Here is a 13956-nt window from a genome sequence, read left to right on the forward strand (position 1 = left end):
AGCTCCGCGACAGCGGGTCCAGCGCGTTAACCCAGCTGGAGAAGATCAAGCGTCTGGAGCAGGGCAAGCCGGGCGGCGGTGACGCTCCGCGCGAGGGTTGGGCTGGCGAGGTCAGTCGGATCGATCTGGGACGGCCAGTAATTCCGGATCACCGACTCGATCCGCTCGGCGACTCGATCGTGCAGGAGGAAGCGTGGATCGACCGTTGCGGGATCGGCGACGACGCGAAGCCGCAGGCACGCGGGACCACCGCCGTTCGCCATCGATTGCCGCAAGTCGACCGGCAGCACCTGGCGGATGGGGCCGTTGCTTGCCAACAGGCTCTTCAACCATGCCGTGACGGCAGAATTTTCCATGCACTCGCTCGGCACGACCAGAGCCATTTCCCCCTCTGGCAGGGTAACGAGCTGTGCATTGAACAAGTAGCTCTGCACGGCATCTTCCAGCGACACTTCGGAGGCCGGCACCTCCACCACCTCGAGCGCCGGGAAGACCTCCCGGATCGCCTGGTAAGCCGCTACCTGGCTGGCGAAGGCGGCCTCATGCGTGAACAGGACATGCTCGTTGGCCACGGCGACGACGTCGTTGTGGAAAGCCCCGGCCGCGATCGCGGCGGGGTTCTGCTCCAGGAACACGGTGCGCGCCGGGTCGAGGCCATGGAGCCGGGCGACGGCCCGGCTCGCCTGTTCGTGCTGGCGCGCGGGGAAGGGGCCGCCGCTCCTGCCGTAGACGAAGACTTCCACGCCAGCGGCCTGGTGACGTTCGCACAGCCGCATGTGGTTGGCCGCCCCCTCGTCCCCGAAGCTGGGCGGCACCGGATCGTGCAAAGCAAAGCTCGTCCGGTCCGCGAAGGCGAGGGCGAGCTGGCGCGCCGTGTCGGGCCACTCCTGCGCCCGGTGCGCCATCGTGACGAGATTGGCGGGCGTCAGGTGACAGCGGCCGTCGCTCGTATCCGGAGGGGGACTGACAGTGGCGGCGTTGGCGGTCCACATCGACGACGCGGACCATGAAGCCGCCGTGAGGGCCGGGTCAGTGCTGGCGTCCGCGCCCAGCCGGTCGAGGAAAGCGCCGTTCGGGCGGGGAAGCGGGACGAAGAAGCCCTGGCGCAATCCGAGCGCCATGTTGTGCCGCATCTTGGCGAGGCCCTGGAGCGCCCCCGCGCGAGGGTAGCTGACATCGCCCGCATGGGCGCTCGCGGCGAGGTTGCCGAGGCTCAGGCCGGCGTAGTTGTGACTGGGGCCGACGATGCCGTCGAAATTGATCTCGACCAGGTTAGCCCCTGCGCTCATCGGGCGACGCTCCAGGCCTCGTCGCCCTCAGAGATACCCAGCGCTGCGGCGGAGATGCGGTCGATTTCGATGCTGCCATCGGGCCGGAAGTCGCGCATGCCGAAGGCAGAGCGGAATGTACCCAGCGTACCGGTTGCGATTATCGCGCGCTCGCCAAGGTCGAGATTGGTGGATGCCACCCGGGCAGGACGCGCCTCCCGGATCGACTTCACGTCATTGGTGCGGGCCGTCATGGTTGGCCCGCCATCGAAGATGTCGACGTACCCGTCGTGCCGAAATCCCTCGTCCTCCAGCATCCGCATCGCGGCACGGCCGGTCGGGTGGGGCATGCCGATTGCGGTGCGCGCCTCATCGTCCAGCATGGCCACGTAGACCGGGTGCTTGGGCATGAGATCGGCGATAAACTGGTTGCCGTTGATGGCGTTGAAGTAATCGGCTTCCTGGAAAGTCATGCCGAAGAAGCGCCCGGCTACCCCGTCCCAGAACGGCGAACCGCCGCGCGCGTCGATGATCCCGCGCAGCTCCGCGAGGATCCGGTCGGCGAAACGCGAGCGGTGCATGGCGATGAAGAGGTAGCGGCTCCGCGCGAGCAGCAGGCCGAGCCCACCGGCCCGCTCGTTGGGATGGAGGAACAGGCCGCCCACTTCACTCGAGCCTTCGAGGTCGGTGACGAGGCTCAGCAGATCGGCCCGCACGGTCCGTTCCAGCTCCTGCGAATGCTGGGTCAGCGTGTTGAGGCGATAGGAATAGAACGGCCAGCGCTGTCCGACCTGCGTCATCAGCTGGCAGGTCCCCCGCACATCCCCGGTGGCGGTGTTTTCCAGGACCAGGACGAACTGCTCATCGGCAAGACTGTCCTCGTCGCGGGCGAACGAGACCTCCGCCCGCTCGAGCTTGCCGGCCAGCGCATTGCGATCGGCCGGAAGGTTGGTGAACCCGCCGCCGGTGAGCTTGGCCATTTCGTACAGCGGCTCAAGGTCGCCGGGGTGCGCGGCGCGCAGGCGGAAGGTCAAGTCAGGTCTCCGGATGCAAGGCGGGTGAGGACGAGCGCCGACAGCGATGCGCGCTCGGCTAGGCTGGGCACGACCAGGTACTCGTCGGAAGAATGAATCGAGCCGCCCCGGACGCCCATGGTATCGACCACCGGCACTCCGCAGGCGGCGATGTTGTTGCCATCGCACACGCCGCCAGAGGACTGCCAGCCGAACTGCTGGCCCAGCTCCGCGCCGCAGGCCTGCACCAGGTCGAACAGCTTTTGCGCCCTGCCGTCGACCGGCTTCGGAGGACGCGTGATACCGCCGTGAAGCGATAGCGTGACTTCATGGCGCTTCGCGACTTCGCCAATCAAGTCATTGAGATATTGCTGGAATGATTCCGCAGCCTCACTTGTCCGCGGGCGTATATTGAAACGCACCACGGCGTGATCGGGCACGACGTTGTTGGCCGACCCGCCGTCGATGCGGGCGGGGTTCACGGAGAGTGCCTCATGGCCGAGCGCCTTGACCCGGACGGCGAAATCCGCCGCCGCCACGATGGCGTTGCGCCCTTCCCGGGGATTGCGCCCGGCGTGTGCCGCGCGGCCAGACACGACGAGACTGTAATTCCCGCTCCCCCCACGGGCATGAGCGAGCGTGCCGTCGGGCAGCGCGGAAGGCTCGTACGTCAGCGCCGCATACTTGCCGCGCGCGAGCCGGTCGATCAGCGCGGAGGAAGACAGCGATCCCGTCTCCTCGTCGGAATTGATCATGACGTCGTAGCCGATCCTCCCCGCACTCTCCGATGCCTCGAACGCCAACAGGGCGTGGAGGATCACGGCGATGCCGCCTTTCATGTCGGCAAGACCGGGACCGCACAGGGTCTCGTCGTCGATCCAGGTCTGGTGCTGGAACGGGTGGTCGGCGGGAAACACGGTGTCCATGTGCCCCGTCAGGAGTAGCCGGCGCTCGGCTTCGGGGCGCACCCGCACCACGAGGTGCCGGCCATGCGCTTTCTCGACCTCGCGCCCGTCGGTGTCGATCGTTGAGACCGGGGCCGGTTGATGCAGCTCGATCTCGCCCGGAAGCGATGCGAAAGCCTCGGCAAGCACGGAAGCCTGGTGCGAAAGGCCGGCGAGGTTTCCGGTCCCGGTATTGATCAGGCTCCACGCGCGGGCCTGCTCCAGCATCGCCTCCGGGTCGATCGAGGCGGATATATGGTCAGCCGTTCGTTTCATCTGCAACCGCTCCTAGCCGCCCCGCGCTTTCCCGCGCAACCTGCCGAATGTTGCATTGCACGACGCCGTTCGCCATAGGCGCCGCTCGCTTCCTCCCCGGATGTCAGGCTAAACCGAGGTTTGCGCCGATTCTGGCGCTGCCGCATCGTGCGAGGGAAGATGAGCGAGTATCTGGACAAGGCAGGGCTGCAGGTCGATCACGGACTGGCGGAGTTCGTCGACAGCGAGGTGTTGGCCCCGCTTGGCCACGACAGCGCGGCTTTCTGGCAGGGCTTCGCGGCGTTGCTGGCGGACTACGCCCCTCGCAATCGCGCCTTGCTGGCGCGGCGCGAGGAACTCCAGGCGCAGATCGACGACTGGCATCGGTCAAGGGCGGGGCAACCGCACGACGCGCTCGCCTACGTTCGCTTTCTTGAGGAGATCGGGTACCTGGTGCCCGAACCCGGTGAGTTCACGATCGGGACGGAAAATGTCGACCCGGAAATCGCGACGATGGCCGGGCCCCAGCTTGTCGTTCCCGTATTGAACGCGCGGTTCCTCCTCAACGCGGCCAATGCGCGCTGGGGCAGCCTCTACGATGCATTCTATGGCACCGACGCGCTCGATGCGCCGGCTGCACGACCGGGCGGCTACGACGCCGACCGCGGCGCTGCGGTGATCGCGGAAGCTCGCCGGTTCCTCGATCAGGCGCTGCCCCTGCGCGAGGGGAGCTGGACTGACCTGCGCGGCGAGCCTGTTCCCCTGCTCGCGGATGAAGCGCAATATCGCGGCCGGACCGAAAAGGGATTGTTGTTCCGCAACAATGGCCTGCACATCGAAGTTGTCATCGATCGCGAGCATCCGGTCGGGCGCGACGATCCGGCGGGCATCGCGGATGTCGTGCTCGAAAGCGCGCTGACCACGATCGTCGATCTCGAAGACTCGATCGCCGCGGTCGATGCGGCGGACAAGGTCGCTGCCTACCGCAACTGGCTCGGTGTCATCCGCGGCGACCTGGAGGACACGTTCGAGAAGAACGGCCGCGCACTCACTCGGCGACTGGCCGGCGACAAGACTTGCCAAGGCGAGGGTGGGCCTGTCTCACTTCCCGGGCGCAGCCTTCTGTTCGTTCGGAACGTCGGCCACCTGATGACCAATCCCGCGATCATCCTGCCCGACGGGTCCGAAGTCCCCGAAGGCATCATGGACGCGGTGATCACGAGCGCAATCGGCGCGCACGACGTTGCCGGCCTCGGCCGGTACCGCAACAGCCGCGCAGGCTCCATCTACATCGTCAAGCCAAAGCAGCACGGGCCGGAAGAGTGTGCGTTTACCAACGACTTGTTCGACGCGGTTGAGGACCTGCTCGAGCTGCCCCGGCACACGGTCAAGGTCGGCGTGATGGACGAGGAACGCCGCACCAGCGCCAACCTGGCGGCGTGCATCGAGGCGGTGCGTGACCGTATCGTGTTCATCAACACCGGGTTTCTCGATCGCACCGGCGACGAGATCCACACCTCGATGCAGGCCGGTCCGATGACCCGCAAGGCGGAGATGAAGAGCAGCACGTGGCTCGCCGCGTACGAAGCGCGCAACGTGGCCATCGGCCTGCGCCACGGGCTGTCGGGCCGCGCCCAGATCGGCAAGGGCATGTGGGCCGCGCCCGACATGATGCGCGACATGGTCGAACAGAAGATCGTCCATTTGAAGGCAGGCGCGAACACCGCCTGGGTGCCGAGCCCGACGGCCGCGACGCTCCACGCGCTGCATTACCACCAGCTCGACGTGTTCGCCCGGCAGAAGGAGCTTGGCGAAGCGCCGGGTCTGGACAAGCTGCTCAAGATTCCCCTCGCGCACGGGACCAACTGGTCCGAGGAAGAAGTGCGCGAGGAACTGGACAACAACGCACAGGGTCTACTCGGCTACGTCGTCCGCTGGATCGAGCAGGGCGTGGGTTGCTCCAAGGTCCCCGACATTCACGACGTCGGCCTGATGGAGGACCGCGCGACGCTGCGGATCAGCTCGCAGCACATGGCCAACTGGCTGCTTCACGGCGTGTGCACGCGCGAACAGGTAATGGATTCGCTCCGCCGCATGGCGGCGAAGGTCGACGCGCAGAATGCCGGCGATCCCGCCTACGTTCCGCTCGTCGGAAACGAGGACGGACCGGCTTTCAGCGCGGCTTGCGATCTGGTGTTCAGGGGCGTCGAGCAGCCTTCGGGCTATACCGAACCGCTGCTGCACGCATGGCGGCAGAAGGCGAAGGAAATCTCCGCCTAGCCAAGCTCCCGCGCGATCGCGACGAAGTCCTCGACCGAGAGGGTTTCGGCGCGGCGCTGCGGATCGATGCCGAGCGAGGCGAGGGCATCCAGCGCGCCGGGCACGCCCTTTAGGCTCTGACGCAGCATCTTGCGGCGCTGGCCGAAAGCCGCTTCGGTCACCCGCCCGAGCGTGCGCGCATTCACCCCTGGCGGCATCGCCCTGGGCACGATGTGGACGATCGCGCTCATCACCTTGGGCGGCGGGGTGAACGCGCTCCGGTGCACCTTGAGCGCGATGCGCGGCACGGCGCGCCATTGCGCGAGGACGGCCAACCTTCCGTAGGCGTCGCTGCCCGGCTCCGCTACGATGCGCTGGGCCACTTCCTGCTGGAACATGAGCGTCAGGCTGGTCCACCGGGGCGGCCATTCCTGCCCGCCCAGCCAGCGAACCAGCAGCGCCGTGCCGACATTGTAGGGCAAGTTGGCAACCACGGCATAGGGGCCACCCATGAGGCTGTCGTGATCGAGCGTCAAGGCATCGCCCTCGATGACCCTCAGGCGACCCGGAAAGGCGCCTTCCAGCTCGCCCAAGGCTGGCAGGCAGCGGCGATCCATTTCGATTGCGGTGACATCGGCGCCGGCGCGAAGCAGGCCTCGCGTGAGGCCACCAGGACCGGGGCCGATCTCCAGCACCCTGGTCCCGGCGAGGTCGCCAGGGATGGCAGCGATGCGATCGAGCAGTTGCTCGTCGAACAGGAAGTTCTGCCCGAGCGCCTTCGAGGCGCTCAGGCCGTGGCGCGCCACGACTTCGCGCAAGGGCGGCAGGTCAGGCAATGCTGGCCCGCCGCGCCGCGCACTCGCCCGCCATGCGGATCGCGGCGATGGTCGCGCCGGGGTCGGCCTGGCCGCTGCCCGCGATGCCGAACGCGGTGCCATGATCCGCACTGGTCCGCACGATCGGCAGGCCCAGGGTCACGTTCACCCCTCTGTCGAAGTCGAGCGCCTTGAGCGGGATCAGCGCCTGGTCATGGTACATGCACAAGGCAACATCGTAATCGCGCCGTGCGCGGGGCGCGAACAAGGCGTCGGCGGGGTAGGGCCCGGTCGCCTCGATGCCTTCGCCGCGCAGCGCGGCGATGGCTGGCGCAATGATGCGGATTTCCTCGTCGCCCATTCGCCCGTCCTCTCCGGCATGGGGGTTGAGGGCGGCCACCGCGATCCGGGGGGCGGCAATGCCGAAGTCTCGCTGCAGCGCCGCCGCAGCTATCCGGCCTCGTCGAACCAGCAGGTCGAGCGTGATCTGGCCCGGCACCCGGGCCAGCGGGAGGTGGACGGTGAGGGGGATCGTCCGCAACTGCGGTCCGGCCAGCATCATGACGGCGTCCTGCGCCGCGATCCCGCAGGCGTGGGCGACGAACTCGGTCTGTCCCGGAAAATGGAAGCCGACTTCCCCCAGCAGGGACTTGGCGATCGGGCCGGTGACGAGCCCGCCAGCCTCGCCCGACACCGCGAGAGCGGTCGCCCGCTCCAGCGAGGCAAGCGCCAGCGCCGCGCCATCCTTGTCGGGCTCCCCCGGACGCCATGGCGCGTCGAGATCGCCCAGCACCGGCAGGGCGCGGCCGAAGGCATCGGCAACTTCGTCCAAGGAGGCTACCGGCTCGACGGGAAGGGCATGTCCCCGAGCCGCGGCGGCGGAGGCCAGCAGGCGCACGCCGCCGACGACCGCGAACGGCGGCAGGGCTTCACGATCCCGGGCAATCCACGCTTCGGCGACCAGTTCGGGGCCTACCCCCGCCGGATCGCCGAGCGAGACGACGAGCGGCTTCAATTGTACTCGATCACCGCGTCGTTGCGCAGGTCGCGAAGATAGCGCTGGGCCCGCTTGTTGACCCGGTCGTCTTCGAGCTGCGCCATCAGGTCGTCGAAACTCGGCGCGCCCGAGGTCTGCGGATCGTCGCGGCCGCACAGCATGAGCACACTCACGCCGTCCTGCGCCGATCCGAACGGCGGGGTGGTCTGGCCGACCTGCAGATCCGCCAACAGCGGCTGGAGTTGCTCGGGCAGCGAGCGCAGGACGATCCCGTCGTTCGCCGCCACTTCGGCGCCGATCGCGGCCGCGCCCGATTCCGCATCGCCGCAGCCGCGCATCGCGCTGACGGCGGACGTGAACGAGGCAAGCTTGGCCTTCGCCTCGGCCTCGCTGAGCCCTTCGGGGAACTTGAGCGAGATCTGCTTGAGACTGAGCACCGCATCGCGCGGGTCCGCGGTCAGCACGGCCTTCTTGTCGATGAGGTAGAGGATCGAAAACCCGCCCGAGTTCTCGATCGGACCCACGAGCTGACCCGGCTGCATCTGGCGCGCGGCGACCGCCAGCTCGCTCGGGAGCATTTCGAGCCGCACGAACCCGAGATCGCCGCCCGCAGCGGCAGTCGAGGACTGCGAAAACTGGCGGGCGTAGCCGACGAAGCTGCCGCCCTGCTTGAGCTGTTCGATGATCTTGCCGAGGTTGGCGAGAACCTGTTCGCGCGTCTCGGGGGTTGCGGCCAGCCAGATTTCGCCGAGACGGTATTCCTCGGTGCCGCGGCTCGCCTCGAGGCGGGCCATCATTTCGTTCACTTCCTCGGCCGAGACGTTGACGAACGGCGCGACGTTGCGGCGCAGCAGCCGCTGCCACGACAGCTCGCCCAGGATCTGGCGCTTGAGCGAAGCGGGCGAGGAGCCGATTTTCGCCAGGTACTCGTCCATCGCATCGACATTCTGGCCGAAATTCTGCGCCGCCAGGCGGGCGTAGGTCTGATCGACTTCGGCCGGAGTCACCGCGATGTCCTGAGCTTTCGCCTCCTGGATCTGCAGCGTCTCGTCGATAAGGTTGCGCAGGACCTGGGTGCGCAGGCGCTGCATCTCCTCGTCCTCGATCTTGCCCTTCGACGCAGCAACGACCAGCGCCGCGCGCTGATCGACGTCGGTGCCGGTGATGATCTGCCCGTTCACGACCGCCGTGGGCTTGCGGACATTGGGATCGCTCTTGCCCAGGATCGTGACGTTTGCGGGAATGTCGAGCGCGTTGCCGTTCGATGCCGCGGCGGCCTGGGCCGAGGCGGCAACCGGCGAAACTACGAGCGAAAGCGCGGCGATGCCGCAAAGCAGTCTGGAAACGGTCTTGTCGATCACGCTGTCATCCGTCTTGGTCAAGGCACATCGCGCGCCCTTCATCGGCCCCGCGGGTGCCGCCAAACGGCTGAACCCAAGCTGAGTGCGCGCCGGATAGCGCGTTTGCGCCATGCTGCCAACGGCCTAGCGGAAGCCGAGATTGCGCAGGGCGAAATAGAGCTGGAAGGTATTGCCGCGCCGCGCGTCGCCCTGGTCGAGATAGTCGCGGCGCCAGGTCACTCCCATCTCGAGGCAATCGTCCTGGTAGGCAAGGCCCAGGCGGGTGCGGATCGGGTCGAAGCCGTCGGAGGAGAAGGTGGGATCCTCGGTCCGGTCGGTCAGGTTGAACACGCCAGCGCCGAACACCGACCAGTAACGGGCGAACGCGACCCGCGCGGCCACTCGCATTTCCTCGCGGTCGCGCAGGTCTTCGATGGTGGGGGAAATGTCGCGGTTGAGGCGCAGGTAGCCGACCTCGGCATAAGTGCGACTCGATCCCACGGTCGCGTCGATCTCGTTCCGGCGCACGGCAAAGTTGTCCTTGTCGAGGCGGAAGCGGTGAGTCAGCTTGACGAAATCCCTGTAACGGATGTCCGTTCGGCCGACGAAGTCGGAGACGCGCTCGGACAGGCCGGTCCCGTCGGGCAGGATCGAGCCGCCGTTGTTCAGCCGGTACGACTGGCCGACGGTCGTGCTGATCCGCCAGTTCGGGCGCGTGAATTCCCAGTCCACCCCGTAGGTGATCCGCGGCCGATCCTCGATCCGGTCGTATCCGGGGAAGCGGTTGAGCGCGAAAAGGTTGGAATCCTCCAGGTCGATCGCGCGCGAATCCTCGTTAGGAATCGCCAGGTTCTTGATCTTCGGACTGAGAACCAGCTGGACCCGCGGAGTGAGCACCTGGGTGCCCCCCAGGAAATGCCCGACGAGCGGCCACTCGATATCCGCTGCGGCGAGCGCGACCCCGCGGGTTTCCCACCCCGGGTTGCCGCGATAGATAGCCGTCGCGGTGAGGCCGTTTTCGTCCGAGTGATAGACGTCACCGCGGACAAGCGCGGTCAGCGTGATCAACTGGCCCCAGCCGGTGATGCGCCGGAAGTCCCAGCGCGCGCCGGCCAGCGCACGCTGCGTGTCCTGCCCTTCGGGACGGTACAGAGCGAGGCTGTTGGCCATAAGTTCGACTTTCCCGCCCAGGAACGGGTCGTCGAAACGCTTGCGGTAGTCGATCAGCGGCAGCGCGATCGGCACCTGTCCCTGCGGCAGGCCCAGCCGGAGGGTCTGCGTGGCGAAGCCGGAGATGGCGAGGTACGAATCCGGATCGATCCGCTCCACTTCGATCATCGAGCGCAGGCGATCGTCGCGGCTGATGTCGTACCGGCGCAGGAAGGTCCGGTCGGTTGCCCTCCTCAACGAAAAATTCGCGTTCCAGTTGGGATTGAACTGGAAGCGGCCGTTGCTGAAGATGTATCCGCGGAACTCGTCCTCCGGCGCAGGCATCGCGGTGGTCGGATCGAACCGGCGGCTGACCGTGCCGTACCCGGTTACCTGGTACGCACCCTTGTCGGTCAGGTGCCGCCACTGCGCGCTGGCCATCGGCGGCGCATCGGTGAACGCATAGGCGCTGACCGTTAGGTCCTTGTTCGGCGCGAGGTTGAAGTAATAGCTGCCGCTGACTTCGAATCCGTTGTTTTCCGAAAGCTGCACGTCGGGGACGAGAAAGCCCGAGACTGGACGTCCGTCGGTCCGGATTGCCAAACCTGGCAGCGGCAGGAGACGCGCCCCGAACAGCTCGAGATAGGCGCCGCGGAAGCGGACCCGCTTGTCGGCCGGAGAGTAGACGACGCGGTCCGCGGTGATCCGCCAGCTCGGCTCCTTGGGACAGCCGTCAGGCGTGACCACCTCGCACCCGGTGTACGCGGCGCGAGTAAGCTCGATGGTGCCGTCCGCCTGCCGCGACCCGGTTGCGGCAGCCAGCCGCCCGCCTTCGCGCAGGGCCAGAAGCAGGTCCTCCATCGCCCCGGCCTCGAACTTGTCGGTCAGCTCGATGCGGCTGGTGTAGAGCTGGTTGCCGTCCTCGTCGACGAAGCGCACGTCGCCGCTGGCGACGATCTGGCCGGTCGTCCGGCTCCAGGTGACCTGGTCGGCGCGAACCGAGCGGTCTTCGCTCCTGAGCACGACATTCCCCGAAGCGGTGACGGTATCGGCATTGTTGTCGTAGGCGACCTCGTTCGCCTCGAAATTGATCTGCCGCTCTCCCGTGGGCGCGGGCGGCAAGCTTGCTTCGTCGACCGGCTGAACCGGGGTCGAGAGCGAAGGCGGCTCGCCCTGCGGCTCTTGCGGAGTGCCCATGCCGGAAGCCGGTCCATCCTGGGCCATCGCAGGCGCAACCATCAGCGCGAGCGACAGCGCAATCGCGCTCGCAGCGCAGCGGAACAAGCGGCGTGGCGTGGCTTGCTGCGAACCGGTCGGAGCGGGGAGCATCGCTTGCCTATCGCAGCACTGCCGCCTAATCGCAATCGCCATCGCCGCCCCTGCCGTTTCGCTGCGCCGAACCGTTCGGACCAAGCCTTTGCCGGAGTTTTCATGAAGATCGAATTCGCCTCCACCGTCCCTGCCGGAACAACCATCGTCGTCCGGGTGGTCGATCAGGATGTCCTGCCCGAGGGCTTCGAGCCCACGCTGGCCGCGGGCGCCCGGGCCGCGCGGTTCAAGGGGCGGGCGGGTCAGGTGTTCGACGGTTTTGCCGAACGTGGCGGCGAAGTGGTCCGCGCCGTTTTGGCCGGCGCTGGGGAGAAGGGCGACGAAGGCCGCCTTGCCAATCTCGAAAAGGCCGGCGGCGCGCTGGCCGCCAAGTTCCTTTGCTCGGGTGCCGAATCGCTGGCGATCGAAGCTGACGGCCTGGCCGTCGAGGAAGTCGCCGCGGTCGTGATGGGCCTGCGCCTGCGCGCATGGCGTTACGATGTCTATCGCACGCGCATGAAGGACGAGCAGAAGATCACGCTCACCCGCGTTGTGGTGGTCGGCGCGCCTGAGGGCAGCGAAGCGGCCTGGGCCGATGCGGCCGCTTTGGCGGACGGCATCGAGCTGACCCGCGAACTGGTGACCGAGCCGGCGAACGTCATCTACCCCGAATCGTTCGTCGAGCGCGTGCGCGGCCGGTTCGAGGAAGCCGGGCTGGAAGTCACCGTTCTCGGCGTAGAGGAGATGACCGCGCTGGGCATGGGGGCGCTGCTCGGTGTGGGCCAGGGCTCCGAACGTCCCTCGCGACTGCTGGCGGTCAAGTGGAACGGGGGAGAGAAGGGCGCCCGTCCGATGGCCTTCGTGGGCAAGGGCGTCACGTTCGATACCGGCGGCATCTCCATCAAGCCCGGACCGGGCATGGAAGACATGAAGTGGGACATGGGCGGCGCCGGCGCGGTCGCCGGGGCCATGCTGGCGCTGGCGCGGCGCAAGGCGAAGGCGAACGTCGTCGGCGTCATGGGCCTCGTCGAGAACATGCCAGACGGCAAGGCAATGCGCCCGGGCGACGTCGTCACCACGATGAGCGGGCAGACGGTCGAGGTGCTCAACACCGACGCCGAAGGCCGCCTGGTTCTGTGCGACGCGCTGTGCTGGGTGCAGAAGGAGCATGACCCGGTGGCGATCGTCGATCTCGCGACCCTGACCGGGGCAATGATCATCAGCCTGGGCACCGAGCAGGGCGGCATCTTCTCGAACGATGATACTCTTGCCGAAGCGATGCTGAAAGCCGGGCGCGAAACGGGCGACAAGCTGTGGCGGATGCCGCTCGGCCCCGCCTACGACAAGCTGATCGATTCCCCGATCGCCGACATGAAGAACATCGGCCCGCGCGAAGGCGGTTCGATCACCGCGGCGCAGTTCCTCCAGCGCTTCATCGACAAGGGGCGCCCATGGGCACACTGCGACATCGCGGGCATGGTCTGGTCGTCCAAGCCGGGCGCGACGTGGGACAAGGGCGCGACCGGTTATGGCGTGCGCCTGATCGACCGCTATGTGCGCGACGTGCTCGAAAGCTGATCGAGGGCGAGTGCTTCGGCCACAGGTGGCGAGATAATGCAGCTCGATTTCTGGCAGTACTCGCAGGGGCCGGTTGAGCGCATCGTCGTTCTGATTGCCGAGCGTGCGATCAAGGACGGCCAGCGAGTGCTGGTGGTGGACGGCGATGCCGAGCGGCGCGCCGCCACCATCCGCGCCTTGTGGGAGGCGAGCCCCGAGGCGTTCCTCGCCAACGGAGAGAGCGGCGATCCCCACGCCGAACGCCAGCCGATCCTCCTGTCCGATACCTGCACGTCCGCCAACGGCGCCCGCTTCGCTATCCTCGCCGATGGCAAATGGCGCGAAGGAGGCGAGGCGTTCGACCGCACCATCCTACTGTTTGGCCAGAACGAGGTCGCGGAGGCCCGCAAGGTCTGGCGGCAATTCGACGGGCGGGAGGACGTGACCCGCGCCTATTTCGCGCAGGAAGATGGCAAGTGGGTGAAGAAGGTCTGACCCTTGCGTGGCAGGCGGCGCATCGCTAGGGGCGCGCGCAACTCCCCACACCCTCATTGCAAGGATCTTTCCCATGGCGGTTACCCGCACATTTTCGATCATCAAGCCCGATGCCACCCGCCGCAACCTGACCGGCGCGGTCACCAAGATGCTCGAGGATGCGGGCCTTCGCGTCGTAGGTTCGAAGCGCATCAAGATGACCCGCGAACAGGCCGAGGGCTTCTACGCCGTCCACAAGGAGCGCCCCTTCTTCGGCGAGCTGTGCGATTTCATGACCAGCGGTCCGGTGGTGGTGCAGGTCCTTGAGGGCGAAGACGCCGTGAAGCGTAATCGCGACATCATGGGCGCGACCAACCCTGCCGACGCAGCCCCCGGCACCATCCGCAAGGAGCTCGCCGAGAGCATCGAAGCCAATTCGGTCCACGGGTCCGATTCGGAAGAAAACGCGCGCATCGAGATTGATTATTTCTTCAAGCCGGAAGAAATTGTCGGCTAATCCTGTCGCGTTACGACGGACTTCGCTTTACGAGGGTAGCAATGCGGGTGGCGCTTTCGG

Annotated in this window: 11 protein-coding genes; 4 read left to right on the top strand and 7 right to left on the bottom strand. The window is 67.0% G+C overall.

The features are described 5' to 3' along the window. Positions 1-26 precede the first annotated feature (26 nt). The 3 genes from IEW58_RS04085 to IEW58_RS04095 are packed head-to-tail and all read right to left on the bottom strand — an operon-like array spanning position 27 to position 3501. Positions 27-1289: an N-succinylarginine dihydrolase gene (locus IEW58_RS04085; protein ID WP_188643954.1), complete on the bottom strand. Its 1263-nt coding sequence runs from the start codon at positions 1287-1289 to the stop codon at positions 27-29. Next, a complete protein-coding gene (gene astA / locus IEW58_RS04090; RefSeq protein WP_188643955.1) occupies positions 1286-2302 on the bottom strand; it encodes an arginine N-succinyltransferase in 1017 nt (338 codons plus the stop codon). Before astA ends, IEW58_RS04085 begins: the two co-directional genes overlap by 4 nt. Further along, complete coding sequence (locus IEW58_RS04095; RefSeq protein WP_188643956.1) at positions 2299-3501, bottom strand: hydrolase; 1203 nt, start codon at positions 3499-3501, stop codon at positions 2299-2301. Before IEW58_RS04095 ends, astA begins: the two co-directional genes overlap by 4 nt. Positions 3502-3660: 159 nt before the next feature. Here IEW58_RS04095 and IEW58_RS04100 point away from each other — a divergent pair, with 159 nt between their 5' ends. Then, a complete protein-coding gene (locus IEW58_RS04100) occupies positions 3661-5760 on the top strand; it encodes a malate synthase G (RefSeq protein WP_188643957.1) in 2100 nt (699 codons plus the stop codon). On the opposite strand, the gene rsmA is transcribed toward IEW58_RS04100, so the two are convergent. From rsmA to IEW58_RS04120, 4 genes are all read right to left on the bottom strand, one after another. After that, positions 5757-6575: a 16S rRNA (adenine(1518)-N(6)/adenine(1519)-N(6))-dimethyltransferase RsmA gene (gene rsmA / locus IEW58_RS04105; RefSeq protein WP_188643958.1), complete on the bottom strand. Its 819-nt coding sequence runs from the start codon at positions 6573-6575 to the stop codon at positions 5757-5759. The two genes, IEW58_RS04100 and rsmA, sit on opposite strands and share 4 nt — an antisense overlap. Then, complete coding sequence (gene pdxA / locus IEW58_RS04110; RefSeq protein WP_188643959.1) at positions 6568-7569, bottom strand: 4-hydroxythreonine-4-phosphate dehydrogenase PdxA; 1002 nt, start codon at positions 7567-7569, stop codon at positions 6568-6570. Before pdxA ends, rsmA begins: the two co-directional genes overlap by 8 nt. Continuing rightward, positions 7566-8954: a peptidylprolyl isomerase gene (locus IEW58_RS04115; protein WP_188643960.1), complete on the bottom strand. Its 1389-nt coding sequence runs from the start codon at positions 8952-8954 to the stop codon at positions 7566-7568. Before IEW58_RS04115 ends, pdxA begins: the two co-directional genes overlap by 4 nt. Before the next feature lie 81 nt (positions 8955-9035). Beyond that, positions 9036-11369 carry an LPS-assembly protein LptD gene (locus IEW58_RS04120; protein ID WP_188643961.1) on the bottom strand — a complete coding sequence of 778 codons (2334 nt, stop codon included), beginning with the start codon at positions 11367-11369 and terminating at the stop codon, positions 9036-9038. 102 nt (positions 11370-11471) lie between these two features. On the opposite strand from IEW58_RS04120, the gene IEW58_RS04125 reads away from it, so the two are divergent. The 3 genes from IEW58_RS04125 (at position 11472) to ndk (ending at position 13896) form a co-directional block, all read left to right on the top strand. Beyond that, positions 11472-12926, top strand: a complete 1455-nt coding sequence (locus IEW58_RS04125) for a leucyl aminopeptidase (RefSeq protein WP_188643962.1) — start codon at positions 11472-11474, stop codon at positions 12924-12926. 36 nt (positions 12927-12962) lie between these two features. Next, the gene (locus tag IEW58_RS04130; RefSeq protein WP_188643963.1) at positions 12963-13400 is read left to right on the top strand and encodes a DNA polymerase III subunit chi; all 438 of its coding nucleotides are present in this window, start codon (positions 12963-12965) and stop codon (positions 13398-13400) included. Between the two features lie 73 nt (positions 13401-13473). Continuing rightward, the gene (ndk, locus tag IEW58_RS04135; RefSeq protein WP_188643964.1) at positions 13474-13896 is read left to right on the top strand and encodes a nucleoside-diphosphate kinase; all 423 of its coding nucleotides are present in this window, start codon (positions 13474-13476) and stop codon (positions 13894-13896) included. Positions 13897-13956 lie beyond the last annotated feature (60 nt).

The sequence above is a fragment of the Tsuneonella deserti genome, assembly GCF_014644315.1.
Classification (GTDB): Bacteria; Pseudomonadota; Alphaproteobacteria; order Sphingomonadales; family Sphingomonadaceae; genus Tsuneonella; species Tsuneonella deserti.